A 26886-nucleotide genomic window follows, 5' to 3' on the forward strand; every position below is an offset into this window, starting at 1 on the left:
GGAGAACAAGGAGGTGATGTAGCAGCGATATAGCTGAGAACGGTTTACGTGAGGGGAAGTGACAGAGGCGCAAAGGCGCCTTTAAGTCTGGTTTTCGAAATTTTTTCAGAAGGGAGTTAACCATGACGAGATGGATAATCGCATTTGTTGCGATGTCGTTTTTATCCGCATCGGCGATGGCCGGGGTGACGGGTAAAATTGCGGGTCAGATTGTTGACAAAGACGACGGTGGTGGATTGCCCGGTGCCAATGTGGTGGTTCTGGGCTTGCACAGTGTCTATGGTGCGACATCCGATCCCGAAGGTAATTATGTGATTTTGAATGTGCCCGCAGGCACGTATGACGTAAAATGTAGCTTTATCGGGTATCAAGATGTGGTGCTCAAAGGCATCAAGGTGTTGCCCGATTTGACTACCGAAGTTGATTTTGTGCTCGCAGAGCAAGCCCTGGAAGGCGAAACTATCGAAGTGGTGGCGGTGCGCCCGCTGGTGCAGAAAGACAAAACCAGTTCGATGCGCCTCGTAACCAGCGAAGAACTCGAGTATATGCCCGTTCGCGGGTATGCAGCGGCCACGTCCTTGCAGGCGGGCGTGACGAACCGGAACGGCTCGCTTTATATACGCGGCGGGCGGTTTTCCGAAGTTGATTACATCGTCGATGGGGTATCGCAGAAGGATTTGCAATTCGGTTCATCGACCACGACCCTGAGCAATGGCGCTATTGATCAAGTATCCGTGATTGTGGGTGGGTTTGAAGCGGAGTATGGGCGCGTGATGTCGGGCGTTGTCAAGGTGGTGACGCGCGAAGGCGGGCAGCACTATTCGGGGTCTGTGGAATACATTACAGATGAGATGAATGACCGCAGTTGGGCCGGTGCGCCTTCTTATGGGTATAACACTACCGATGCGACATTTGGTGGTCCGCTCGTTCCCGGAACGAACGGACCTTCATTTTTTGTTTCTGGAGAATACATCGATCGCCTCGACCGCAGCCCGCGCTGGGGGGTGGAAGCCCACGAGTGGGAAAAAGACCTGTTGTCACAGGAAGAGTACGATTTGCTCAGCGAGGGCATATTGCCGCACTATACACTCGAAAGATGGGGCTGGCAGGCCAAGCTGGCGTATCGGTTGTCCGACGAAATCGGCCTGAAAGCTGGGATTGTAGGCTCAAAAACGGATCGCTTGAGCTATAGTCACACCTATCGCTATAATTTGCGGCACGCGCCGCGTGTAAAAAGAAATAACAACTCGGCATTTGCCCGCGTGACCTACACGCTCGGTGCAAAGACCTTTTTCACTTTGCAAACAAGTGTTTTTGACCAGAATTTCAAAGTAGGCGACGGGGTTCATTTCGACAATTTGCACGACTATGCCCGTCCCCAGGGCAATTCGCGTTATGACGCGGAAAGTTTGTTTGCACGCGGCGATGTGGATTCAACCGAGATTACGCGGACAACGGAAACCATCAATGATCGCCCTATAACGTATTTTGAAGGCGATGAAGGGCGCGTGTATGATGATTTTGAGCAAACCAGCTCATTTTATCTCACGCCTATCGATTTTGATTTGACCAGCCAGATCAGCCGCAATCACCAGTTTAAGCTCGGTTTTGACGTGCAAATGCATCGGTTGCGTTATTACCGGCACCTGACCCCCAGTTTGACCTACCGCGGTCCGTTCGTCAGCATAGACGACAGGGGTGGCTTTCAGGATGTAGATCGCTACGGGTATGATTACAACTGGAATAATCAGGTAGTCGAGCCTCTAAATTCGACCCGAGACGCGCAAAAAGAACCCATTTTGGCTTCGTTTTACGTGCAGGACAAGATGGAATACGACGGGTTGATCATCAATGCGGGCGTGCGATACGATTATTTGAATGCGAGTACCGATGTGCTGGCGAATGAAGGTGTGCCACTGGGTGGCGATTCCACGCTGGACCCATCGGATTTGGCTGGCAACAGCGTGTATCACAAGATCAGCCCGCGCCTGGGTGTTGGATTTCCCGTCACAGACAAGACTGTATTCCACATGAACTACGGCATTTTTTACCAGCAACCCAAGCTGGAAGACCTGTATGTTGGTCTGGATTATCTGGAATACAAAGCGCCTTTAGGAGGATATTATTACGCTTTTGGCAATCCGAATCTCAGGCCGGAAAAAACCACGGCTTACGAAGTGGGTGTGGTGCAGCAGTTGGGCGGCCATGCCAGTGTCGATGTCACTGCTTATTACAAAGCCGTGGAAAACCTTGTTCAGGTAACGACAATTCCGTCTGATCCCGTGGCTTTTGCCTCGTTTCGCAACAACGACTACGGAACCATCAAGGGGCTGGACTTTGGTTTGCTCATGCGTCGCGTAGGGCGCACAACAGCGCGCGTGTCTTATTCTCTGGCTTATGCGACGGGTACGGGATCAAGCCCACAAACCCAGCGGCGGATCGCCTGGGGCTTCCAACCCGGTGTGACCGAGCCGCCCAAATCGACCTCGCCACTCGACTTTGATCAACGCCACAAAATTGCGGCATCGATTGACTATCGCTTTGTAGATAAAGATGGCCCGAGGTTCCTGGGTGGTCAGCCGCTGTCCAATGCGGGGATCAATGTGTTGTTCGAAGCCGGGAGTGGGTTCCCCTATACGCCCACGTTCACGTTTAATGAAGTGACCACAGGGGCTTCGGCGTCACGTCCTTCGGGACCGGTGAATTCCAGCTATGGTCCCTGGACATTCAGGACCGATGTGAAGGCGAACAAGCGTTTCAAAATTATAGGGCTTCAGGGTGATCTGTACGTCTGGGTGCTCAATTTGCTCAACCGCGCCAACGCAACCAGCCCCGTGTATTCGAGCACGGGCAGCCCGATGACTTCGGGCTGGTTGAATACAGACGAAGGCCGCAAATTTGTGGAGCGCTTTGGTCAACTGGGCGAAGACAAATACAAGCTCAAAGAGAAAAGCCCATTCAACTTTGGCACGCCGCGGCAGGTTCGCTTCGGACTCGCGCTCAGCTTCTAAAAGGGAGATCAGGACATGAAAAGCTTTTTGAATATTTTGACGCTGGCTTTGATGAGCGTGAGCATGGCTGGCATTGCGCTGGCTGTATCGCCCTCGCAAAAGCCGCGGCTGGGTAAAATCAGCAATGATCAAGTGATTGATGTGAACAATATCAGAATGTTTGTGACCAACCAGGGATCGTTTGCCTGGGACCTCGCGACCGGAGCTTCGGGTCTTGAATTTCCCAAGGGCACGGGCAAAACCGCTGTATTTGCCTCTGGTCCGTGGATTGCGGGCAAGGTCAATGGCGAAATCCGCGTGGCGATTGCCGAGTATTCGTTTGAGTATGCACCTGGTCCGATTTTGCCCGACGGCACACCCGCCGACCCGCAACTCGATCGATATCGGGTGTATAAGATCAGCAAAGGCGATGGTCCGGAAAATCAGGATTACGCGCAGTGGCCGGTTGAAGACGGCGCGCCGGTCAATCCCGATGGTACGCCGATGGTGCTGGGAGATCAGACCCTGTGGGCGGTTTATAACGATGCCGATCCCGGCGTTCACACCAATATGCAGACCGCGCCTCTGGGCGTTGAAATACAGCAGACGACATTTGCGTTTGACCGCACAGGTCCACTGGGCAATGTGGTATTCATCAAATTTTTGCTCATTAACAAGGGTGGCAATACCATCGATAGCACGTATGTGTCGCTGTGGTCCGATCCCGATCTGGGGCAGTTCGATAACGACCTGGTGGGCTGCGATGTGGAGACCAGCTTTGGATTTTGCTATAACGGGTCAAACGTAGATGCGCAGTACGGTTCGTCACCTCCGGCCGTGGGATATGACTTTTTCCAGGGTCCGATTGGCGATGACGGTGTGGAATTGCCCATGACGTCGTTTAACAAATATATCAACGGCACGGATCCTCATACCGCAGAAGAAACTTATAATTACATGAAAGGTCTTGATCCGGATGGCGGCGTGGCCGATCACACCGATCCAATTACGGGTCAGGTGAAGGCTTTTATGGTCGATGGAGATCCGGTTACGGGCGCGGGCTGGCTTGACGAAAATCCAGCTGATCGCCGCTTTATGCTCACGGCGGGACCGTTTACCTTCGCGCCCGGCGATACGCAGGAAGTGGTGGGCGCCATTATTATAGGGCAAGGTCAAGATCGCCTCACGTCGATTACGGCCGCGCGTTTTAACGACACATTTGCACAATCGGCTTTTGATGCTAATTTTGCACTGCCATCGCCTCCGCCTGCACCCAAAGTGTCCGTAGGTGTGACGGGCGATCACGGGGGCAATGGCAGAATTCAGTTGACCTGGGGAGATGACTCAGAAGTCGCCTCAGGCGATTATGCATTTGAAGGTTATAACGTGTATCAGGGCGAGTCGGTCGCTGGCCCCTGGAGACGCCTTGTGACTTATGACATGGTCAATGGCTCGGCCATTATTTTTGACAGTCAGTTCGATGAAGGTGCCGGTGTGGTGATCAACTCGCCCGTGCAATTTGGCGGCGACTCGGGTATTCGGCGCTTTATTGAACTGACCGAGGATAAGGTTTTGGGTGGTCGTCTGGTGACGGGTAAAACCTATTATTTTGCGGTGACGGCCTATTCGTTGAATGAGAGCAGGTCGCCCAAAACGCTCGAGACATCCATCTCGCCTCTGGCAGATGGGCGCATGACGTTTAAGCCTCTCTCGGATGAGATGATCCCGGCCAATGGTATTGTGCCGCGCGGTCCCACTGCGGGTACGCGATTCAATACCGTGGAGGTGGATAGTGTCGTAGAGCACACATCGGGTGTAAGCGATGGTATCGTGGCTGTGGAGGTGGTTGACGATACACGGGTTACGGGCGCGTCTTACGAAGTGCGCTTCCGCGATACTGATGCGGGAACGGTGTGGGATCTGATCAATCTGTCGAGTGGTCAGGCCGTGCTTTCAGATATGCAGCAGCACGCAAATCTAAATGATGCGATTACCAATCCGATTGTCGAGGGTTTGCTCGTGCGCGTGACGGGTCCGCCTCTCGGCATGAAAGATTGGGATATTCCATCGGGTGAGCGGTGGATGACCTGGGCGAATACCCGTCCCGATTTGGCTGGTTTTTCTACTGAAGGCTTCAGAGGTGCGATAACGGGCGATGTTGCCCATAGTTGGTTTGGCCCAACGAGTGTGCCGCCTTCGCGATTGGTCAATGTGGAATTGCGATTTACGAGTGTGATTGAAGATGATGGCGAGGATCAGTACAAACCCCTTGACCTGACGAATCCCAATGTGTCTTATGGGTATCGGTATTTGCGCGCTGCGGGTAGAGCTGCACCTGCACCCGATGAACTAACCCTGTCCAAAGTGCCTTATGACTGGAGCAATTATATCATCAATACAGAAGGTCCCGGTGTTTATGTGTATCAAGACCGGAGTCCCATTGCTCTGTCGGCATGGGATGTTGAAAATAATCGGCGTCTCGAAGTGGGTTGGCTGGAAAACAACTTGGCTGGCGGCCTGGTCAATGGGGCCTGGGGGCCGCCATTTTACGAAGATGTACCCCATACGTTTGTCGCTCGTGAGTGGCTATTCATTTTTGATCGGGATTATACCGAGCCGGACGATGATTCCAATTTGGCGGAGTTGTCTCAGGGCTTGATCAACGATGCGCCGGCACCGCCCATTATGTATATCCTTTTTGTTAATCGCCGCATTCCAGATCGTTTCCCGCAGGATGGCGATTCGTTTTTGATGGTCGCCAATAAAATCAATACCTCCAACGATGTGTTTTCATTTAGTACGCAGGGGGCTCTCCGCGGTGACCAAGAGTTGGCGGCGGAGGATTTGACAAAAATTCTGGCGGTGCCCAATCCGTATCTGGGGCGTTCGTCTTATGAATTCACTTCTCTCGCACGCCAGATGCGTTTTACCAATCTTCCCGCGCAGTGCACGATCCGAATTTTCAGTCTGTCGGGTGATCTGGTGCGAACGATTAACCACAATAACGGTCTGTCGTTTGATACCTGGGATCTGAAAACAGATCAGGGCGTGCTGGTTGCCAGCGGCATTTATATCGCGCATTTTGATGCGCCAAATATCGGTACGCATTTTATCAAGTGCGCGGTGTTCATGGAAGCCGAGACGCTGAATACATTTTAACGAACTGATTCTGGCTTATGGAGGAATAAATTATGTTCAGGAAGATGATTTTTCTGTTTGCCGCGCTGGCATTGATCGCTCAGGATGCCCGTGCAGGCGATGAGAGCCGCATCGGCACAGCCGCGGCACAAGAGTTGCGCATTCCAATTGGTTCGCGCGGTACAGCACTTGGAGGCGCCATACTGGCCCATGTAAAAGGTGCGGAGGCATTGCAGTGGAATCCCTCGGGATTGGTATTTGGAACGCACAAACGCGAAGCCATATTTTCATATCTGGATTATATCGCGGATATGAATGTGAATTATTTTGCGATTACTACGCGTCTGCGGGATGATATTTCGGTGGGGATCAGTGCCCGCGTGTTTGCGGTGGGCGATATTGTTGTGACGACCGAGGAGTCGCCCGAAGGCACGGGCGAGATACTCTCCCCGAGGTTTTCGTGTGTGACATTTACATATTCGCAGTTGTTGACAGACCGCGTGTCGTTTGGCACCACGATCAAATATATCCACGAGGCGATTAAGCGAGAGGTCGCCAATGGTCTGGCGTTTGATTTTGGTTTTCAATACAAAACCGCGCTAAAGGGTTTGACGCTGGGTATTGCTATGCGAAACTATGGTCCAGACCTGCGGTTTGATGGTCCGGATCTGGACCGGGTGGTGAAATTGCAAGACGCGGTGCCAGAGGCCGATCCCCAAGCCGGGTCGCGCAGTTTCCGCACATCGCTGGCAGCGGCTGAGTTGCCCACGTCTATAGAAATCGGTTTTTCCTATGCATTCTATGAAGATGCGCTGGGCAAAGCTGCTTTTTCTGCGACCTTCCGCAATAATAATCTGGCGACTGACGAGTATCAGGCTGGCGTTGAGTATTCGATGAAGCAAATTCTTCAGTTGCGCGGAGGGTATGTGGCTTCTCCAACAGGTGATGCCCTGCCCAGCGGGTTTAAGAAGGAATATATTCTGGGCCCGACGTTTGGCTTTGGTCTGAATGTGCCCATGGGCAATATGGCTTTTCAGGTGGATTATGCCTATGGCAAGACAGAGTACTTTCAGGATAATCACTGGTTGACTGTGGGACTCGGGTTTTAGAAGTGTGAAGTGTGAAGGAGGAAGTAGGAGAAGCACCCGCCCTGGGGAGGTGTTGGGTGGATTTCTTACTTCTCTCTTCTCTTCTTATCGGTGTATTTAACCGCCTGTGTTGGTTTATCTCGCCAATACAGGCGGTTTTTTTGGTACTCAAAAAAATTTATTTATATAAAAAACAATAAGATAGAGTCTGAAGGATATTTTGGCACGGATATTGCAGAGAGATAGATGTGCGTTTGATCGATAACCAAAAACTAAAAGGAGATATACCATGGGCACTTTTTCGAGAATCCGCACTGTGGTACGCGCTGCGGTTGAGCATGTTGTGCGTAAGATAGAGGATCCAAAGAAGATGGTGCGACAGATGGTGCTGGATATGGAGGACGCACTGGATGATGCGGTGGTTGCCGTGGCACAGGCGATGGCCAATGAGAAGTTGCTGGCGCGTCGGATTGCTCAGAAGCGGGAAGAGTCGGCTTTGTGGGCGTGCAAGGCAGAGGATGCTATGGATGCAGGTGAGGAGGCGTTGGCGCGCAAGGCGCTGTTTCTGAAGGTGACGGTTGATGAAGCGGTCAATACACTGCAAAAAGCGCGGGAGGAAGCAGAAGAGGTGACGGTGACGCTGAAGCAGCGACTTGCAGAACTGAAGGCGAAGTTGGCGTCTGCCCGCGCACGGCAGAGCACTCTGGCGATTCGCAGACAGGTGGTGCAGGAGGTGCGGCAAGATGCGCGTGTAGAAGCTTATGATCGGTTTGTTCGGGATGTGGCGCGCGAGGAAGCGACTGCTGAGATCTATGCGGAGATGGTGGGAAGTGGCGATGCGCAGTTGGAAGAAGAGTTTGATCAATTGGAGCGAAAGCAGCGCGTTGAAGCCGAGATTCAGGTGTTGAAGGAGAAGATAAAACAAAGTGCGCGCCAGAATGACGAATCTGAGGAGGAGAAGTAATCATGTTGGCAAAATTATTCGGCATTACTCTGCTGGTCGTCGGTGGGTTTGTTGCTTTTTGCTTGCTGATGGCGCTCATTGGAACGGTTTTTAGTATTTTGATTTTTGCATTGAAGGTGGCAATCCCCGTTTTACTGGTGTATCTGGGGTACCGGTTGATTACGAGAGATAGGCATCAAGTTACGTATTAAAATTGGCTGACCGCTAATAATTAAAGCCCTGGGCGTTGAATGACGTCCAGGGCTTTTGTGTACAAATGCTTGACAGGGAGACTTATTGCAGATTATTTTTTTCCATTCAGTAGAGTGATTTATGATGAATAAAAAAAGGTGGCTTGTATTGAAAAATCTTTTTTTTAAACTGCGATCGCGAACTACTGACCCGGTTGCGCGAGTAAAAAATTACCTGAAATTTCGCGTTGAGCGATTGTTGTTGAGCGGGGCGCATTCTCGATTGCTATTTATCGCGACCTTAATTGGCATTGTCGCCATTGGTGGTGGTTTGCTGGTGCAGGAAACGGATAAACCTTTTGATGATCGCGAATCAGCTATCTGGTGGGCATTTTTGCGTTTGACCGATCCGGGTTATTTGGGAGATGACGAAGGGCTTGCCCGCCGCGTGATTTCAACGGTGGTGACAGTGCTTGGATACGTGCTTTTTATGGGGTCGTTGATCGCGATTATGACGCAGTGGCTCAATCAGACGATTCGCGATTTTGAGCGCGGGCTTACGCCTATTGTGCGTCGCAATCACATTTTGATTTTGGGATGGACCAATCGCACGTCTGAAATTGTCAGCGAGTTGATGCGCGCTGAAGGTCGCGTGCGCCGGTTTTTGCAACTACTCGGTGCGCGGGGGTTACATGTGGTGATTCTTTCCGAAGACGTGAGTTTGGAGCGCACAATGGAATTGCGGAGAGCACTGGGTTCTTTGTGGAATCCTAAGAAGATTACATTTCGGTCGGGGATACCCCTGCGGATAGAACATTTGGAGCGCGTGGATTTTCAAAATGCGGGTGCCATTATTTTGCCCGGTGCTGATTTTGCTTATGGCAGCGCGGATGAATCGGATACGCGTATCATAAAAACACTGTTGTCGATATCGAATCAGCGGGAAAAAGAAGATGAGATAGAAGTTCTACCCCTGCTGGTGACAGAAATTTTCGATTCCGACAAAGTGTTTATGGCTAAAAGGGCCTATAGAGGCATTTTAGAGATTTTGGCGAGTGATCTTTTTATTACGCGATGTATGGCGCAAAATGTGCGTCATCCGGGATTGTCACAGGTGTTCCACGATATCTTGTCGCACGGGGTTGGCAATGAGGTCTATGTGCGAATGTGCGAGGAGTTTACGGGTTCTCGTTTTGGCGATCTTTCAGGTGCGTATCCCAAAGCGATTTTGCTGGGCGTGGTGCGTCCTCAAGGTGAGACATTTTGCCCCCTGCTCAATCCGTCTGGGGATTTGATTGTGGAATCAGAAGACCGTCTGGTCTTTTTGGCGCAGGAGTACGAGGATTGTGAACCTCTGAGAAATTATCAGATAGAACGCGTATCGCGTAAATTTCAAGAGGTGCCCCATGTGAGGGAAAAAGGCAAACGACGCATCTTAATTTTGGGATGGAATCACAAAGCTGCGGTTTTGCTTAAAGAATTCGGCAGGCAAATGCGCGAACAATTTGAGATCGCGGTTTTGTCTCTTATACCCTCGGCACAAAGAGAAGCTGAAGTGGCGCAAAAAGGTATTGACCCGCGCCGCGTGGTTGTTACCCATCGCGAGGGCGATCCCACTTCACTATCTGATTTAAGAGAAATGGAGCCAGGTGGGTATGACAATGTGGTGATTTTGGGCAGTGATTGGGTAGAGACACAGGAAGAGTCAGATGCGCGGACGATTGTGGGACATCTGGTGCTGAGGAATGTGCTGGATGAGGGCACACATAAACCAGAAATTCTGGTCGATTTGATGGATTCCGAAAATGTGGTGTTGTTTGAAGATTACGATACCGAGGTTCTGGTTACGCCCATGATCGCAAGCCATGTGCTGGCACAGGTTGCGTTGCGTCGGGAGATCAATGTCGTTTATGAAGAGTTGTTTGCCGCTGGTGGTGCAGAGATTTTCTTTCGCCGGGTTTCAGATTACGGCATAGCAGGTCAAAATGTGAGCTTTGGACAGATTGTGGAGATGTCGGCATGTCGGGGCGAAATCGCACTGGGTATTCGCCAAAACGGCGGGGTTGTGCTCAATCCGAAACATGATGAGCTATATATTCTAAGTGAATCGGATGATCTTATTGTATTGATTCGGGAGGATCAGGCATGAAGACCTGGGATGATTTACGCGCGGTATTTGAGAAACAACTCGTATCTTTTGGCGAGGTGGAAGTAACTCCAGCTATTTTACTGACGTCTGTGCTGATTGTCCTTGTTGCATATGGGATCTCGCGGTTGTTGCAGCGCATGTTGCGACGCAATGTGTTTGAACAGATACACCTGCGTCAAGGTTCGCAGTCTGCTATCTGTCGTCTATTGCACATTATCATCATGTGCATCGGCGCATTTATCGCCATACAACATACCGGGATTGATCTGACGGCATTGGCTGCGGTCAGTGCTGTTTTGTTGGTAGGGATTGGTCTGGGGTTGCAAAATATTACCCACAATTTTATCAGCGGACTCATTATGTTGTTTGAGCGGCCCGTGCAGGAGGGAGATTTTGTCGAGGTGGGTGGCGTACAAGGCACTGTACAGGCAGTTAATGCATATAGCACAAAGGTCGAAACCCTGGACAGGGTGACGATTATTGTGCCCAATTCACATTTTTTATCTGACAATGTCACAAACTGGAGCTTTCAAGAGTCAAAAGTGCGTATTCACGTGTCTGTGGGGGTGTCCTACGGTTCCGATGTGGAACTGGTCGCGGAGACGTTGTTGGAGGTGGGGCGGGTGCATCAAGAGGTTTTGTCCGATCCCGAACCGCAGATCCAGTTCCTGACATTTGGCGATAGTTCGCTGAATTTTGATTTGCTGGTGTGGATTGAGGATCCGACCCGCCAGTATTTTGTGATTAGCGATTTGAATTTTGCAATTGTTCAGGCATTTCGAGAGCGGAATATCGAGATTCCATTTCCACAGCGGGATTTGCATGTGCGAAGTGCCGTGCCCATACAGTTGCCGACACCATTACCTGAAAATAGGCGAGAAGAATAATGTCAGTAGATAGACGACCTGTTGCCGGTGCATTGACGGTGGGATTTGCAGCGAGCTTTTTGTTGTGTGGATATGAGTTTGTGCGGAGTGTATCCACGTCGTTGTTCATCGGGGCGTATGGGGCGCACAATTTGCCTTTTGTGATGACGCTGGCGCCTCTGGGTACGTTTGGTATGGTTTGGATGTACGGGGTGTTGTTGTCGCGGTTTGGGTCGCGGCAGACTTTGTTTTTGACGTCGGTGCTTTCGGGTGGGGGTATTCTGGCGTGTTACGGGGGGATTTTATCTGGTTTTCATCCGGCGGTCGGGGTGTTATATGTGCTGCGCGAAGCGTATATTGTGTTGATTATTGAACAGTACTGGTCGTTTATCAATAGCGTCTTGCGAGATGATCAGGGGCGAAAGTACAATGGTCCGATCTGTGGTATTGCGTCGGTGGGGGCGATTTGTGGGGGGTTGATTGTAGGGCAAACGGCGAAGGTGATAGGCAGTGAACACCTGTTGATTTTTGCTGGAATATCCCTGCTGCCGTCAGCAGTTCTGGCGTGGTGGGCGTATGGTCTGGGGGGTGTGCCGGTTCAGGAGCCGGAAAAGCGAGGCAAGCTGGCGTTGGGTTTGTTTCGAGATATTCCGACTTTGCGCTATCTCGTAGGTCTGATTTTTGTCACGCAGATGGTGTCGGCGGTGCTGGATTTGCGGTTCAGTGGGTTGGTGGAAACGGCTTTGCCGATGCAGGACGAACGCACCGCATATTTTGGGTATTTTTATGCGTTTTTGAATGCCTGTGCATTTGTGTTTCAGTTTGGCGTTGCACCCCTGTTGCTGCATTTTGTGTCGTTGCGAACCGCCCATCTCGGTATTCCGGTGGTTCATCTGATAACGTGTGGGGTGTTGTTGGCATATCCGACTCTGACTACTGGTGCACTGGCTTATCTGGTGTTTAAGACGCTGGATTATTCGGTGTTTCGAGCGGCGAAAGAGTTGCTCTATATTCCGCTTTCGTTTGATGCGAGGTACCGGGCGAAAGAAGTGATCGATGCGTTTGGTTATCGCGCGTCAAAGGGGATGACTTCGGGGTTGATTGCACTGGCGGGGACTATTTCTTACAGGGTTTTCAATATTGGACGATTGCCGGGGTCAGTGTATCCGCTTGTTGCTTTGGGCGCGTTGGGTGTATGGAGTTGGATCGCGTGGGCAATTACAAGATCGGAGGATGATAGGGGCAGGCGACTACGGGTTTCAGAGGAAGTTGCCGATTTGTAGATGAGTGCTTGACACAAAATGTCAAAACCTCTATTTTTAACCGCGCTGATAGGAAAAAGGATGAGAATATGAACGCAATCCGTCAAAAATCCCCGCAACTGAGAAAGGGTCCTGCCCAGGTGACAGGTTGTCTGACACCGGGCAGTGCTATTGGGGTTATACGTATATATGCCGCGGAGACGCTTGTGGGGTGTTGTTTGTCTTAAGCTATATACTTTTTGTATGACACACCGCCAGAGGCGTTTGCCGTGGCGGTTTTTTGTTGTACACAGAGATGTTCTTGGCACGATTTCAAGGAGTTTTTAATGTTTGAAAAAGTAGATACAAATGTGAATTTTCCCAAAGAGGAAGAAAAGGTGCTCGCTTTTTGGGATGAGATCAGAGCATTTGAAAAATCGCTCGAGATCAGAAGAAATAACGATGAATATGTTTTTTACGATGGGCCGCCTTTTGCGACGGGTCTGCCGCACTACGGACACTTGCTGGCAGGGACGATTAAAGATGTGATTCCGCGCTATCAAACTATGAATGGCAAATACGTAGATCGCGTCTTTGGATGGGACTGTCACGGCTTGCCCGTAGAATATGAACTCAGCCAGGAACTGGGCTTGAATAGCAAGCACGAGATTGAAGAGTACGGGATTGCGGAATACAATGAGGCATGCCGGGGCATTGTTTTGCGATATACTGCCGAGTGGCGACAATTCGTCAAACGCATTGGGCGCTGGGTCGATTTTGAAAATGGGTACCGCACGATGGACCGCGACTATATGGAGTCTATCTGGTGGGTGTTCAAACAGCTTTGGGACAAGGGCTTGATCTACGAGGGACACAAAATTTTGCCTTATTGTCCCCGGGATGCGACACCTTTGTCCAATTTTGAAGCTAATCAGGGTTATGAGTCCGTGCAGGATCCGGCTATTACCGTTGCGTTTAAACTCAAAGATGAACCGGATACATATCTTCTGGCGTGGACGACAACGCCATGGACCTTGCCGTCAAATTTGGCAATGACTGTGCACGAAGATATAGATTATGTGTATGTCAAAGATGAGGATGTGACGTACGTTCTCGCTGAGGCGCGTGTGGATACCTACTATCCCGCAGGCAGACCCGAGATTGTCAGGACCGTAAAGGGGAAGGAGCTTCTGGGTCTTCAATACGAACCGCTTTTTCCCTATTTTGAAGACCTTCGCGCAGAGGGGGCGTTCCGCATTATTACAGCCGAATTTGTTACTACTGAAGAGGGAACGGGTATTGTCCACACGGCACCTGGATTTGGTGAAGACGATGCCGAAGCCGGTATCGTTCACGGCGTTCCATCTGTTTGTCCGATTGATGCCGAATGCCGTTTTACATCTGAGGTACGTGATTATGAAGGGCGTTTTGTCAAGGACTGTGATGGCGATATTGTGAATCGTTTGAAAGAAGAAGGCAAGCTCGTACACCGCTCTACACATCACCACAGTTATCCCCATTGCTGGCGGTGTGAGTCGCCCCTTATTTACAGGGCGATTTCGACGTGGTTTGTCAATATTGAGAAGATTAAAGACAGGATGCTCCGTGCAAACGCGCAGATCCACTGGGTGCCCGAACATATCAAAGCGGGGCGTTTTGGCAATTGGCTGGAAAATGCGCGGGATTGGGCGATTTCCCGCAATCGCTATTGGGGTTGCCCGCTTCCCCTGTGGCGCAACGAAGAGACGGGTGAGACTGTGTGTGTTGGCTCTATCGGCGAACTGGAGGAACGCACGGGCGGCAAGTTTGACGATATCCACAAGCATTTTATGGATCCGGTTATTATGGAGGGTGAAACGGGACCTCTGACCCGCGTGCCCGAAGTGCTCGACTGCTGGTTTGAGAGCGGTTCTATGCCTTATGCACAGCGCCATTACCCATTTGAGAACAAGGAGTGGCTGAATGCGCATTTTCCAGCGGATTTTATCGCTGAGGGATTGGACCAGACGCGGGGCTGGTTTTATACGCTTGTGGTACTCGGCGCTGCTCTTTTTGACCGTCCGCCGTTTGAAAATGTGGTGGTCAACGGTATGATTCTCGCCGAAGATGGGCGCAAAATGTCCAAGCGTTTGAAGAATTATCCCGATCCCATGCATATTATGAATACCTATGGTGCCGATGCTCTGCGTCTCAATATGTTGTCTTCTCCTGTGGTGCGCGGCGAAGATCTCGCGTTTTCGGAACAGGGGGTTCAAAAGACGATGCGCAGCGTTCTGCTGCCTTTGTGGAATGCGTACAGTTTTCTCGTTACTTATGCGAGGGTTGATAACTGGCAGCCTGCATCGGATCGGTCAGATCATCCGCTCGATCGCTGGATTCGCGCGCGTTTGAATCATCTGGTGCGCGATATTCGCCAGGGGCTGGATCGCTGTCATTTGCAGACGGCGGCCACGCGATTTGCAACATTTATCGACGATATGACCAACTGGTATATCCGACGCAGCCGACGGCGGTTCTGGAAAAGCGATAATGATAGCGATAAATTGTCTGCTTATGCGACGCTCTATCACGTGCTTTTGACGCTGGTTAAAGCACTGGCACCTTTCGCGCCGTTTATCACGGAGACTATCTACCGGAATTTGCGCGCGAGCGATATGCCGGAGTCTGTTCATTTGTGCGATTATCCCGATGTGATTGAGGCCGATCTCGATGAGAGACTCGAGCAGCAGATGGCGCGCACGCGAACAGCGGTTGGGTTGGGCAGGTTTTTGCGCAGTCAGGCCAATGTCAGGACCCGACATCCTTTGCGTGCGGTGATTCTCGTGTCTATGCAGGAGGATGTGCGCGAAGATCTCAGGGCATTACAGGATATTGTCGCGGATGAGTTAAATGTGAAAGAGGTGGATATCCGCCACGATGAAGAGGCCGTTGTGACGCTTTCTGCAAAAGCTAACTTCAGAGCGCTGGGGCCGCGTCTGGGGAAAAATATGAAGGTGGCTGCGGGAAAGATTGCGGGTCTCGGCTTTGAAGAGATCCAATCGCTGCGCGACGGCCACGCGCTGACATTGGATCTGGATGGTGCGGAGCCTTTAGATCTCACGGTGGATGATATTTTGATCCAGCGCGAAGAGAAAGAAGATATGGCTGTGGCCAATGAAGGCGATATTACGGTGGCGCTGGATTTGCACAGGGATGAAAATTTAGTACGCGAAGGTCTGGCGCGCGAGATCGTCCATGTGATTCAAAATATCCGCAAGGATAAGGGGCTGGATGTTTCAGACCGGATCACTGTGACATATATGGATAATGGCAATTCTCTGGCACCTGCTTTCGACCAGTTTCGAGATTATATCATGGGTGAGACGCTCTGTACGAGATTGGTTCGCGTAGATGAGGTGGATGGCGATGCGGTTGATCTCGAAGGCCAGACCGTGCGGTTTCTCGTCGAGAAAAACAGTGCGTCATAAAATTAGCAACTCGGTGTACAACTGGTTCAGGTCGGTCCATCAACGGCGTTATTCAGCACTGACATTTCTTCACCGAAAGGACTATGATGCAAGATCACGCACGGGTCGTTATCATCGGTGCCGGTATCGCCGGAACCAGCGTCGCCTACCACCTTGGGCAACTGGGGTGGAAGGACATTATGGTCCTGGAAAAGGGGCCGCTGTTCAAAACCGGCGGCTCGACCTCCCACGCCCCCGGCCTCGTTTTCCAGGTCAATGTCTCGCGCCTGATGTCTGTTTTTGCACGCGAGACGACCCAACTCTACCAACGCCTCAGTCCACCCGACGGCGAGCCATTGTGGTTTGAGGTCGGAGGATTGGAAGTAGCGACGACGCTCGAGCGGTTCGACGACCTCAAGCGCAAGGTCGGGGCTGGCCGGGCCTGGGGCATTGATACCGGTTTGCTCGGTCCGGACGAGGTCCGCGAAAAAATCCCGCTGTTGACCGACCCGATTTACGGTGCCCTGTACACGCCTAGCGATGGTATTGCACGGGCCTGGCAACTGGCCGAGACCATGGCCGAGCACGCCCAGGCTGGCGGGGCTGCACGGTTTTATGGAAATACCACAGTAACCGGCATTGACGTGGTCGAAGGTCGCGTGGTTGCGGTGCATACTGATCGCGGGCATATCCGCACCGAGGCCATCGTCTGCGCGGCCGGGATATGGGGGCGCCTGATCGGTCAGATGGCCGGTGTCTCCCTGCCGCTGGTGCCTTTTTGCCACCTGTACGCCGAAACAGCCCCCTTGCCCGAACTCGCTGGGGAAACCATGCAGTACCGGCACCCCATCCTCCGCCATCAGGATCGGGCGATCTACTGTCGGCAAGAGGGCGAGGCGTACCTGGTCGGTTCCTACGATCACGAGCCTTTGCGCGTCGAGCCAGAGAATATCGAATCACACGAGGAAGCTCCCGTGATGCCTTCCATGCGGCCCTGGTCGGCCGCAGCCTTCCGCGAGGGGATGATCTCGGCCAGCAAACTGCTGCCAGCACTTGATCGAGCCGCACTATCCCGCAAGGTCAACGGCCTGTTGCTGTTTACACCAGACGGAATGCCCGTGCTCGGCGAGGCCCCTCAGGTCAAGGGGTTTTGGTCGGCCGAGGCGGTGTGGATCACGCATGCTGGTGGTGCTGGCAAGGCGGTCGCCGAGTGGATGGCAAACGGTCAGCCAACCATGGATTTGCGCCACGCCGACCTCGCCCGCTTCCTTCCCTACCAGCGTACCACATCCTACGTCGTCCAGCGCAGTACGCAGCAATACCGCGAGGTTTACGACATCATTCATCCGGCCCAGCCTATAGACGCCCCGCGCGGCCTGCGCCTCCTCCTGTGCCACCAACGCTATCGGGAACTGGGGGCCGTCTTTGTCGAAAGCGCGGGATGGGAACGGCCTCAGTGGTTTGAGACCAACGCGGTTCCCATTGACCACAGCCACACCCGCAGCGGTTGGGCGGCGCGTTTTTGGTCGCCGATCATCGGCACAGAGCATCTCGCCGTCCGCGAGCGCGTGGGGCTTTTTGACCTGACCCCGTTTGCCAAATTTCGCGTATCCGGGCCGGGGGCTCTGGCGTTCTTGGACTATTTGGCCGCCAACCGCATGGATCAACCCCAGGGCTGCATTACCTACACTTCAATGCTCACGCCGCAGGGAGGCATCCAGTGCGACCTGACCGTAACACGCCTTGCCGACGATCAATTCCTCATCGTCACAGGCGGCAGCACCGCCGAGCGCGACAAGGCGTGGATCCGCCGTTACATGCCCACAGATGGCTCGGTTGTCCTGTGCGATGAGAGTAGCCGCTGGTGTTGTATAGGCGTTTGGGGTCCCAGGGCGCGCGAACTACTGCGTCGCACTACCGACGCCGATGTGTCTGACCGCGCATTTCCCTACCTGACCGCGCGGCATCTCGACATCGGCGCGATTCCGGTCCTCGCTTTGCGGATTTCCTATGTCGGCGAACTCGGCTGGGAACTTTACGCGCCGTTCGAGTTTGGGCAAGCCCTGTGGGATGAGCTCTGGCAAGCCGGTCAGCCCCACGGCGCAATTGCCGCCGGGCTGGGGGCTTTTGACTCCCTGAGGCTCGAAAAGGGCTATCGGCTTTGGGGAAACGAACTCCACACAGAGTACAATCCGCTGGAGGCCGGGCTTTCTTTTGCGGTGAGGATGGAGAAGGGGGACTTCATTGGTCGGGCAGCTCTTGCCAGGGCTCGTGAGCAAGGTCCGGCGCAAAAACTCTGCTGTCTGACCCTTGACGTACCCAACGCGGTGGTGATGGGGAACGAGCCGATTTGGATCAACGGTCGCATAGGCGGTTATGTCACCAGTGCCAATTACGGCTACTCCATTGACCGCGGTATCGCCTACGGTTATCTGCCGGTGCAACACGCCCGCGTGGGAACCCAGGTGGAGATCGAATACTTTGGCGAGTCTTTTCCAGCCACGGTCGCCTCCGAACCCTTGTGGGACCCGCAGATGACGCGCCTCAAGTGCTGAGAACCTGGCATGCTGAAAAAAAATAATACGCCCCCGAAAGGAAGGCGTATTATTGTCTCTGGTGATTGGAGCATCCTGTTAGTTGACGTAATCGCGGCCTTTGCGCTGCGCCACTTCGCGGATGTTGGGGTTTACCGATGGGCGGAAGGGCACCTCGACGACCTCGGCGGACACCGCGCAGTCGCCGTATTCAGGGGGGAGGTGGACGCGCAGGGCTGTTCCGGTGGCCCGCATTTTCCAGGGTACATAAGCCAGCGCGATGTTGGTTTCCAGCTCGGGCGAAAACCACGGCGAGGTGACGTAGCCGACCGGATCGTCGCCTTCGGCGGCACTGATTAGCCAGAAGTCGTGGGCATAGTCTGTCACCGGCATTCCCCCGAAGGTGATCCCGACCAGTACATTGCGAAATGGAGGTTTCCCGGCTTCGATGGCCGCCCGTACCTCGTTGAGCTTTTGCTTGCCGATGTAGGAGGCCTGCTTTTTGCGCGGCACCTGGTAGCTGAGGTTGCACTGGAACGGCAGGGTTTCCTGGTCCATGTCCTGACCCCAGGAGAGGATGCCGGCAGCGATGCGTCGGTGATGAGCCGGGGCAATTACCATCAGTTGGTGTCGCTCGCCGATTTCGAGCAGCGTGTGCCACAGGTCTTCGGCGTACAGGGTGGCGTCTCTGAGGTAAATTTCGTAGCCCTTCTCGCCGCTAAAGCCGGTTTGCGAAATCACGACTGGATGTCCGGCCACTTTCCCTTCCATCAAGCCATAAAACGGAATATCGCGCACGCGCTCGCCAAACAGATCGACCATCAATGCCTCGGACTTCGGCCCTTGAATCTGCACCGGTGCCACATCGATTTCGCCGATGGACACGTCGTAGCCCAGCCCCACGTTGACACCGCGCAACCACAGTTCCAGGTCGCTGTCTGCCAGCGAAAACCAGTACTCGTCCTCGGCGAGGCGCAACAGCACGGGGTCGTTGAGTATGCCGCCATCTTCGTTGCAGAGGATGACGTATTTGCCGTGCATCGGTTTGATGAGGGTGGCGTCGCGGGTGATGACGTAGTTGACAAAGGCGGCGGCGTCTGGCCCCTTTACCTGGATCTGGCGCTCGACTGCCACGTTCCACAGCGAGACGTGGTTGACCAGTGCGTCGTATTCGACCATAGCCCCGCCATCTTGCGGGCGCACATAGCCGCGCGGGTGATATATGCGGTTGTACACAGTGGCACGCCAGCACCCGACTTCCATTGACAGGTGCCAATACGGAGATTTGCGGACGCGGGTGGAAATGAGCATTTCCACCGGGGTCGCACCGGACTGGCGGAGATTAATGGGCACGCGCCGATCAGACTGATCCACGCTGGTGCATTGAGTAGCTGATCGAGGGCGGTTCATGGAAAATCTCCTTTTGATAATGCACCGGGGCCTCCGGCTGGCTATGGGGAAAAATGGCTTCGTGTCCTGTTTTTGTACAACCCCAAAATCCCCACCGCGATCAATACGCCCGCTGTTGGTCCCGCCATGTCCAATCCCAACCAGAATCCTTCTTTCCACTCTATGCTTTCAGTGCCAAACATTTCATCTACTACGACCACTTGCTGCTTGTTTTTCGTGAAGATCTGAGTGCCGTCTATTATCCACTTTGCACCTATACCTATCGCGAGTATAAATGCGATTACGCTGATGGTTTTCCACATGGGTTCTCCACACAGGTGTTAATAAAACACGTGCAATTGCAGCGCGTAGCGCGATGAGCGAAAGGTCTCTGTGTCTAGGATGCGATATTCGGGGCGCAATTCAATTTGCGGTGTTAGAAATATTTGTATGCCAAGTACAGCCTGCCGCGTCATCAGATCAACAGAGCGCGCTGATGCGCGGATGTGCGTTACTTCGCCGGTTTCTCCTCGTGCGAACAAAAGCAGTCCGGGTATTGCTTGAAGCGTGATATCGACCGAGGCGGTTTTTGCCTCGCGCACGCCTTTCTTATCGGATAGGACATATTCGGCCATGATGGCGATCTTGTCCTGTAATCCGACGCCTGCAAAGAGATTTGTCATCAAAAAGTCGCCGTTTTTGAGCCACGATCCTCCCAGATAAAAATTTATTCTTTGTTCGACCAATCTGGGCCACAATACTATGCGCCCCAGGTATGAGGGTTTATCGTGGTTTTCGATCAAGGAGGCGTCTTGTACGGTATTTTCAGAGAGTGCCCGGGCAGAATAAATGCCTGCGGTTAGCGATAGCCACAATTTTTTGTAATAGTGTACTTCTGCGCCGTATTCTGCGTAATTGGGCGCGATTAGCGATGTGGCTCCGGCAACGTCGGGCGTTTGCCGCACGAGCATGGTGTGGTCGTCATACCGCATGCCAATGGTTGGCTGAAAATGTCCGACGCGCAATGCGGGCCAGTTGTAATTGGGTTGATATATTGCCGATGCTGTCCACGCGCGCTGTCCCGCGTATTTTTCGGGACCAAAATTATAAGAGCCTTCGATTTTCAGGGCGTTTGAGGGGCGGACAACACTGTATAGGGCGACTTGCATGGGGAATACTTTGCGCTCGGCTTCTGGCGATGTATGAGATCGCGCCATTTGTCCGCGGAGATCCGCACCCATGAGTACCAGGCCATCGGCATAAGCGGTTTTGCCCGGCAAGACGTAATTGGGTGCGAGCAATCCCACGCCGTCCATCGAGTACTGTCCCAATTCGTCCCGCTGTGCCCCGCCCTGCGCGGTGATGTGACAGTTCACACACCGATTTGCAGTCAGCAATGCAAACTGCGATAGCGCATCCGCCTGCCCCACAGAGCACAGCAGGATTAACAGCCCGAATAATCTAAAATATGCGGTCTTGCCCATGTTATGCCTTTATTGTCTTTTTGTTTTGTGTTCATTCTTCCCCGCCACTTCTCCGCCAAAGGTCTGCCCATCTCCGGGGAGGCTGCCGCCGAAATTCACTGGTAGGCCGGTCAGGTCGCGCAGAAAGATCTGCAGGCGGATGATGTGTACATTGCCCGCTCCCATGCGCATGTTCAGGCCATTTATAACTTCTGGCGTGATAAAATCGATATTTTGTTGCAGAAAAGTGACCCCATCGAGATAATCTACAAAGGCGGCTTCAAATTCCTCGATGTGCAATCTGAGCAGATACGGATTTGTGGGACGCATGTCGTGCAAGGTAGATTGAATGGCGTGAATTCGCGCGATTATGTTGCTTAAAAATTGCCGCGACCAGTAGAGCGGGATCAAGTTATTAATGGTCTCGGTGGTTACGCCGCTGTATTCCCAGAGAAAGACGTCAATAGATGTAAAAACCCGGTGGATGTCGGCGACATAGGCATCGGCCTCATCCGCGGTGACGTGGTCATACGTTTCTTCAGCAGATGGTTCGGGCGCGGGTGTCACGGGATTGGATGAACCACATCCCGTGTACAACGCAAGCAGTGCAAAACACAAAAGCCATCGTTTCATAAAAGGTCTCCTGAGGCGCGTTAAAGCTGAGGGCTAGGTATCTCGCATCTTACCTCTTACCCATATAAAGCAGACGCCGTTTCTGATATCTTCTGGTATTGTTTAAAAAACGCGCGATTTCGTCGTCTGATAATGTGCGACGCGGTTTGGCGGGCACCCCGGCAACAAGTGTGCGCGGCTCGACCTCTGCTCCCTCTAATACCAGTGCGTGGGCAGCCACCAGCGCGGATTTACCCACTGCTGAGCCAGTCAATACAGTTGCTCCCATTCCGATGGTTACGCCCTGTTCTATTCGACAACCGTGCAAGATCGCATTGTGCCCCACGGTTACATTTTTGCCGACATTACAGGGATAACCCGGGTCGGTGTGCACGACAGTGCCGTCCTGAATATTTGAGCCTTCGCCGATTACAATGGGTTCAACATCGCCCCGAATCACGGCATTGAACCAGATGCTCGCGTGTGCTTCAATCACCACATCGCCAATGACAACAGCACCGGGCGCGATATAAACCGACGGGTCAATGTGAGGGGTTTTGTCCTTATAGGGCAAAATTGTCATTGGGTTATCTCCGATTGTCACCCTCAACAGGACCCAGTGTGAAGGTCTTGCCGCTTTGCGTGGCTCTGGCACCTGTTACCAGCCCGCTTACAAAACCAAAGATGCCAAAAATTGCAGCGGCCCAAATTGTCGTCTCTTTGACGTCGGCATTGGTCTGCCAGGCGGCAAGTGCCCCGGTCAATGCGCCCATTGCGGCGCCTCCAATTCCCTGTATAATTGCCCGTTCCATCGCAACTGAGCCGCGTTCTCCAAAGAAATGCACTTTGTGAATTTCATCTACAGTGACTTTTTGAACGCGCAGATCCGTCTCGATCAAAATGTTACTATCTTCATAGGCGGGCAAAAATTCGCCTTTGATTTGTTGCCCATTCTTCAGGGTGACCATTCCGGGAAAGCGCGTTTGTACTTGAAAACGCACCCTGCGTTCTTCAAAAGAAATGTCATCCTCGGTATATTGCGGATAGGTCTCGTCTATTTTGGAGGAGTCTGTCAGTGTGTATTCGCCCTTTACGATTTCATCGAAATGTTCGATGTATTCTCTCAAGCGGCGCAGATTATTTTCACTTTGCACATTCACCAGCCGCGTTTCAATGCGAGGGCCTGATCGATATTGAATTTTAATGGCGAGTTTGCCATTGTCTCGCTTCATAAATTCGGCAAATTGAAATCCCGCTACGCCCAGATGCAAGATCGGAAGATCTATTTTTTGAGTATAAACGGTTGCTCCCTGAAATAAAGCGTAGCGATTGCTTTCTTCCAAGTCGATTTGAGGACCCACCCGGGGACTTAACACGATGCGTGTGCCCGATACGCGCCGCACATCAACTATTTCCCATCCATCATCTTCCAATTCGTGAATTCCGCGGTCGTATTGCGTTTCCTTTTCGCTTTCGGCTGCCCGAACAGGGCAAATAGAAAAAAGTAAAAAGCTCATCGCAGTAATCAATGAAATCGATTTTTTAATCATGAAATTCTCCTCGCTCACCACAGATTGCCTCAAAAATGCCATCTAAAATATACGGGCGGTACTTGTGAAACCGCAGACGGGGGTGAAACCATGTGCCTTCAGGGTCTGATGTGCCGGGCACGGAAACCATGCTGGTCAGGTCGATTCTGGACAATGTCGCTTCCCCCAAAAACCATTCTGCAATTTGTCTGGCCGTGCGATTTGGCCGTCCATTTTCTATCGAAATTTCCCTGTCCATAGGGAAAAATAGCGCGCCATCTCCCAACACGGATACATCTTTTTGATATGCCAGTGCGGCTTCGGTTATTTGCCCGGGTTCCGTTATGACAACACCTGTTACACACGCAATATCCTCTTTGGATACCACGTCGCTAAATAGCGTGCGAATGCGATTTTGCAGCCCGCCGTAGCTGTCTAAAAGATGTGATGACCGGGGGTTCACGCCAGCTTGAAGAAGGCCCAGTGTATTGTAGCGCGAACACTCAGAGACAAAATCATCTTCGTTGTCAAACAGTCCCACGCCAATCAGATTTTCGCCATCCATTACATTGAGTTGCGTGAGGCCCAAGTCTGATTTGTGTTGAAGCAAATCGTAAAAACGCCGCACATCCTGCTCGTAAAAACGCTTCATCCAGATGCCTCTCCATCGGTCAGCAAACGCCGTCCTGCTTCGATCTGTCTCAAAACAGAATCGCGTCCTGTTCCGCCATCCAGATTGCGCTGTGCTGTACTGGCTTCTGCGGACAATACGGCTTGCACATCGGTGTCGAATACCTCAGATGCTGCGCGCAATGTCGGCAGGTCCAATTCTTCTAATTTTTGTCCGCGCGCCAGAGCGGTTTTTACCAGTTCTCCTACGATGCGGTGACACCTGCGAAAAGGTACGCCTTTTCGCACGAGATAATCGGCCAGGTCGGTGGCTAAAATGGTGCCATCTATTGCATCGGCCATCCGCTCGCCTTTGATTTTCATGGTTTGCCATACACCCGCAAAGACCGATAGAGACATGTGTACGGTTTCTGCGGTATCAAAGACGGGTTCTTTGTCTTCTTGCATGTCTTTGGCATAAGCCAGCGACACGCCTTTCATCGCGGTGAGCAGAGACATCAGGTTGCCGTACACACGCCCGGTTTTGCCGCGTACCAGTTCCAGTGAATCGGGGTTCTTCTTTTGCGGCATCATGCTCGATCCGGTGCTGAAGGCGTCGTCCAGTTCGACAAATCCAAATTCAGAAGACGACCAGATGATCAGATCTTCGCAAAAGCGGCTCAAGTGTGCCATCAAGATAGATGATGCCGATAAATACTCGAGGAAATAATCGCGATCACTGACTGCATCTATGCTGTTTTCCGTGATGCGATCAAATCCCAGTTCTTCGCGCACAAATTCTCGATCGGCCGGATACGCACTTCCCGCTAATGCGCCCGATCCGAGGGGCATGGCATTGGCGCGTTTCCAACAGTCTTCAAAGCGCGAGTGGTCGCGCGCCAACATCCAGAACAGGGCCATGGCATAATGCGAAAATCGGATCGGTTGTGCCTGTTGGACGTGCGTATATCCCGGCATCAGGACATCGAGATGTTCTTCGGCAATGTCTAATACTACGCCCATTAACCGCTCAATCTGCGCGAGGGTGTTGGCGACTGTTTCGCGCAAGTATAGACGCTCATCCAGGGCGACTTGATCGTTGCGGCTGCGTCCCGTGTGAATTTTTGCGCCAGCATCGCCGACCAGTTCCGTCAAGCGCTTTTCCACTGCGGTGTGTATGTCTTCCAGATCATCCGTCAATGGCAAGGTGCCTGCGTCGAGTTCACGCTCCACACGATTTAGACCTTTGAGGACCTGTTCCAGTTCCTGTTTTGTCAAGACATCCATTCGAGCCAATGCGCGGGCGTGCGCTCGGCTGCCTTCAATATCCATTTTGTACAGACGCCGATCAAAACCAATGGATGCATTGAATTTTTCCATTAGTTTTTCAGTCGATCCCGAAAATCGCCCTTCCCAGAGCTTTTCGGATGATTTCGATGATTCATTCATAGCGTTGTACCTACAAAGCACTTTGTCCCGCTGCGTGTTGGGCTTTTGCACCGACGCCGAGGACGTTTAGGAAGCCTTCGGAATCGCGGTGGTCGTAGTCGCCGATGTCTTCCATTGAGGCGGTTTCTTCGGAATAGAGAGAGTGGGGCACATTTTCCGATGATTGAAATAATACCGTGCCCTTATATGCGGCGACTGTGATTGTACCCGTCAATAGCTTTGCTACGGGTGCGAGCGCGCCCTGCATCATTTGAGTGGATAAATCGCAGTAATATCCCTGGTAGATTTGTTCGGCGAGGGATGAAGAAATCGAATCGTAAAATCTCCGCGCACGTCTGTCCAGAACTTGTTGGAGCAAGAACTCGTAACACGCGCCGAGCAGGCAAAGCCCCGGGCTTTCATATACGCCGCGCGATTTAATGCCGACAAAGCGGTTTTCCACGGTGTGAATTCCGATGCCCACGCCGTTTCGTCCGCCTATTTCATTGGCTTTCAGGATTGCGGTTACGGAATCGGTATCCGTACCATTGATTTGCACCGGGAGGCCCGCGTCTATTCTGACGTTAAATGTTTCGGGTGTATCTGGTGCTTGTTCGGGAAATACGCCCATGCCCGGTTCGATAAAATCGGCTGCTATGTCGAGGTATTCGAGTTTGCCCGCTTCGTGTGTGAGACCCAGAAAGTTGGCGTCGGTAGAATAGGGTTTTTCATACGTCGCTGTGATCGGCAAATTGTATGCATTGCAAAAGTCGATCATTTCTTTGCGCCCGCCAAATATGTCGAGGAATGCGGGGTCGCGCCAGGGGGCATATACGGTTACGCTGGGTTTGAGCATGTTGGCAACGAGTTGAAAACGCACCTGGTCGTTGCCGCGTCCGGTTGCGCCGTGCGCGAGTACGTCGATATCGCGCCGGTCCATTTCTTCCAATAATCCCCGCGTGGTGACATATCGCGCGATGCCCGTTGTATTCCAATATCCGCCTTCGTAACGCGCTTGTCCAATCAGCATTGCAATACCCGCTTCTGCCAGATCGGTTTTCAGGTCGATCAGCACGGCTTCACGCGCGCCACAGGCGAGCATGCGTTTGGATATGTCATCGATATTTTCCTCATCGGGTTGTCCAATATCGGCGGTTAAACTCACGACATTTACGCCGCGGTCAGCCAGCCATTTTGTCACGGTGCAACTGTCCAATCCCCCCGACGATGCAAGTGCTACTGTTTTTCCGCGCAGTTCATTAAGCGTCAT

19 protein-coding genes are annotated in these 26886 nt (G+C 52.4%); 10 read left to right on the plus strand and 9 right to left on the minus strand.

The features are described 5' to 3' along the window. Positions 1-122: 122 nt before the first annotated feature. From OXG87_23940 to OXG87_23985, 10 genes are all read left to right on the plus strand, one after another. Positions 123-3011: a TonB-dependent receptor gene (locus OXG87_23940; protein MCY3872605.1), complete on the plus strand. Its 2889-nt coding sequence runs from the start codon at positions 123-125 to the stop codon at positions 3009-3011. Positions 3012-3026: 15 nt separating this feature from the next. Next, the gene (locus OXG87_23945; protein MCY3872606.1) at positions 3027-6149 is read left to right on the plus strand and encodes a hypothetical protein; all 3123 of its coding nucleotides are present in this window, start codon (positions 3027-3029) and stop codon (positions 6147-6149) included. Between the two features lie 32 nt (positions 6150-6181). Beyond that, the gene (locus OXG87_23950; GenBank protein ID MCY3872607.1) at positions 6182-7237 is read left to right on the plus strand and encodes a PorV/PorQ family protein; all 1056 of its coding nucleotides are present in this window, start codon (positions 6182-6184) and stop codon (positions 7235-7237) included. A gap of 268 nt (positions 7238-7505) precedes the next feature. After that, positions 7506-8180, plus strand: coding sequence for a PspA/IM30 family protein (locus OXG87_23955; protein MCY3872608.1), 675 nt, complete (start codon positions 7506-7508; stop codon positions 8178-8180). Positions 8181-8182: 2 nt separating this feature from the next. Next, positions 8183-8371, plus strand: a complete 189-nt coding sequence (locus tag OXG87_23960; GenBank protein MCY3872609.1) for a hypothetical protein — start codon at positions 8183-8185, stop codon at positions 8369-8371. A gap of 148 nt (positions 8372-8519) precedes the next feature. Further along, positions 8520-10499, plus strand: coding sequence for an ion channel DMI1 (locus OXG87_23965; protein MCY3872610.1), 1980 nt, complete (start codon positions 8520-8522; stop codon positions 10497-10499). Next, positions 10496-11386: a mechanosensitive ion channel gene (locus OXG87_23970; protein ID MCY3872611.1), complete on the plus strand. Its 891-nt coding sequence runs from the start codon at positions 10496-10498 to the stop codon at positions 11384-11386. Before OXG87_23965 ends, OXG87_23970 begins: the two co-directional genes overlap by 4 nt. Continuing rightward, positions 11386-12648 carry an Npt1/Npt2 family nucleotide transporter gene (locus OXG87_23975; GenBank protein ID MCY3872612.1) on the plus strand — a complete coding sequence of 421 codons (1263 nt, stop codon included), beginning with the start codon at positions 11386-11388 and terminating at the stop codon, positions 12646-12648. The genes OXG87_23970 and OXG87_23975 overlap by 1 nt, the downstream gene beginning before the upstream one ends. A 305-nt stretch (positions 12649-12953) precedes the next feature. After that, positions 12954-16073, plus strand: a complete 3120-nt coding sequence (gene ileS / locus OXG87_23980) for an isoleucine--tRNA ligase (protein ID MCY3872613.1) — start codon at positions 12954-12956, stop codon at positions 16071-16073. Between the two features lie 86 nt (positions 16074-16159). Beyond that, a complete protein-coding gene (locus OXG87_23985; GenBank protein MCY3872614.1) occupies positions 16160-18607 on the plus strand; it encodes an FAD-dependent oxidoreductase in 2448 nt (815 codons plus the stop codon). Positions 18608-18685: 78 nt separating this feature from the next. Here the strand turns inward: OXG87_23985 and OXG87_23990 are convergent, their stop codons facing one another. From OXG87_23990 to argG, 9 genes are read right to left on the minus strand one after another with little or no spacing between them, the layout of a single operon-like run. Continuing rightward, on the minus strand, positions 18686-19996 hold the full coding sequence (locus OXG87_23990) for an aminomethyl transferase family protein (protein ID MCY3872615.1): 1311 nt from the start codon (positions 19994-19996) through the stop codon (positions 18686-18688). Positions 19997-20037: 41 nt separating this feature from the next. Continuing rightward, positions 20038-20298, minus strand: coding sequence for a hypothetical protein (locus OXG87_23995; protein ID MCY3872616.1), 261 nt, complete (start codon positions 20296-20298; stop codon positions 20038-20040). A gap of 18 nt (positions 20299-20316) precedes the next feature. Continuing rightward, the gene (locus OXG87_24000; GenBank protein ID MCY3872617.1) at positions 20317-21459 is read right to left on the minus strand and encodes a hypothetical protein; all 1143 of its coding nucleotides are present in this window, start codon (positions 21457-21459) and stop codon (positions 20317-20319) included. Between the two features lie 9 nt (positions 21460-21468). Beyond that, positions 21469-22071, minus strand: coding sequence for a hypothetical protein (locus OXG87_24005; protein MCY3872618.1), 603 nt, complete (start codon positions 22069-22071; stop codon positions 21469-21471). A 49-nt stretch (positions 22072-22120) separates the two neighbouring features. Continuing rightward, positions 22121-22633 carry a gamma carbonic anhydrase family protein gene (locus OXG87_24010; protein ID MCY3872619.1) on the minus strand — a complete coding sequence of 171 codons (513 nt, stop codon included), beginning with the start codon at positions 22631-22633 and terminating at the stop codon, positions 22121-22123. 4 nt (positions 22634-22637) lie between these two features. Then, positions 22638-23600 carry a hypothetical protein gene (locus OXG87_24015; GenBank protein MCY3872620.1) on the minus strand — a complete coding sequence of 321 codons (963 nt, stop codon included), beginning with the start codon at positions 23598-23600 and terminating at the stop codon, positions 22638-22640. Beyond that, positions 23593-24231 carry a hypothetical protein gene (locus tag OXG87_24020; GenBank protein ID MCY3872621.1) on the minus strand — a complete coding sequence of 213 codons (639 nt, stop codon included), beginning with the start codon at positions 24229-24231 and terminating at the stop codon, positions 23593-23595. Before OXG87_24020 ends, OXG87_24015 begins: the two co-directional genes overlap by 8 nt. Further along, positions 24228-25637, minus strand: coding sequence for an argininosuccinate lyase (gene argH / locus OXG87_24025; GenBank protein MCY3872622.1), 1410 nt, complete (start codon positions 25635-25637; stop codon positions 24228-24230). Before argH ends, OXG87_24020 begins: the two co-directional genes overlap by 4 nt. Before the next feature lie 10 nt (positions 25638-25647). Then, complete coding sequence (gene argG, locus OXG87_24030) at positions 25648-26886, minus strand: argininosuccinate synthase (protein ID MCY3872623.1); 1239 nt, start codon at positions 26884-26886, stop codon at positions 25648-25650.

The organism is Gemmatimonadota bacterium (assembly GCA_026706845.1).
Classification (GTDB): Bacteria; Latescibacterota; UBA2968; order UBA2968; family UBA2968; genus VXRD01.

What these genes read in the sequence shown, in the direction of transcription:
- OXG87_23940 (MCY3872605.1), top strand. Translation starts at nt 123, where the DNA reads ATGACGAGATGGATAATCGCATTTGTTGCGATGTCGTTTTTATCCGCA.
- OXG87_23945 (MCY3872606.1), top strand. Translation starts at nt 3,027, where the DNA reads ATGAAAAGCTTTTTGAATATTTTGACGCTGGCTTTGATGAGCGTGAGC.
- OXG87_23950 (MCY3872607.1), top strand. Translation starts at nt 6,182, where the DNA reads ATGTTCAGGAAGATGATTTTTCTGTTTGCCGCGCTGGCATTGATCGCT.
- OXG87_23955 (MCY3872608.1), top strand. Translation starts at nt 7,506, where the DNA reads ATGGGCACTTTTTCGAGAATCCGCACTGTGGTACGCGCTGCGGTTGAG.
- OXG87_23960 (MCY3872609.1), top strand. Translation starts at nt 8,183, where the DNA reads ATGTTGGCAAAATTATTCGGCATTACTCTGCTGGTCGTCGGTGGGTTT.
- OXG87_23970 (MCY3872611.1), top strand. Translation starts at nt 10,496, where the DNA reads ATGAAGACCTGGGATGATTTACGCGCGGTATTTGAGAAACAACTCGTA.
- OXG87_23975 (MCY3872612.1), top strand. Translation starts at nt 11,386, where the DNA reads ATGTCAGTAGATAGACGACCTGTTGCCGGTGCATTGACGGTGGGATTT.
- ileS (MCY3872613.1), top strand. Translation starts at nt 12,954, where the DNA reads ATGTTTGAAAAAGTAGATACAAATGTGAATTTTCCCAAAGAGGAAGAA.
- OXG87_23985 (MCY3872614.1), top strand. Translation starts at nt 16,160, where the DNA reads ATGCAAGATCACGCACGGGTCGTTATCATCGGTGCCGGTATCGCCGGA.
- OXG87_23990 (MCY3872615.1), bottom strand. Translation starts at nt 19,996, where the DNA reads ATGAACCGCCCTCGATCAGCTACTCAATGCACCAGCGTGGATCAGTCT.
- OXG87_23995 (MCY3872616.1), bottom strand. Translation starts at nt 20,298, where the DNA reads ATGTGGAAAACCATCAGCGTAATCGCATTTATACTCGCGATAGGTATA.
- OXG87_24000 (MCY3872617.1), bottom strand. Translation starts at nt 21,459, where the DNA reads ATGGGCAAGACCGCATATTTTAGATTATTCGGGCTGTTAATCCTGCTG.
- OXG87_24005 (MCY3872618.1), bottom strand. Translation starts at nt 22,071, where the DNA reads ATGAAACGATGGCTTTTGTGTTTTGCACTGCTTGCGTTGTACACGGGA.
- OXG87_24010 (MCY3872619.1), bottom strand. Translation starts at nt 22,633, where the DNA reads ATGACAATTTTGCCCTATAAGGACAAAACCCCTCACATTGACCCGTCG.
- OXG87_24015 (MCY3872620.1), bottom strand. Translation starts at nt 23,600, where the DNA reads ATGATTAAAAAATCGATTTCATTGATTACTGCGATGAGCTTTTTACTT.
- OXG87_24020 (MCY3872621.1), bottom strand. Translation starts at nt 24,231, where the DNA reads ATGAAGCGTTTTTACGAGCAGGATGTGCGGCGTTTTTACGATTTGCTT.
- argH (MCY3872622.1), bottom strand. Translation starts at nt 25,637, where the DNA reads ATGAATGAATCATCGAAATCATCCGAAAAGCTCTGGGAAGGGCGATTT.
- argG (MCY3872623.1), bottom strand. Translation starts at nt 26,886, where the DNA reads ATGACGCTTAATGAACTGCGCGGAAAAACAGTAGCACTTGCATCGTCG.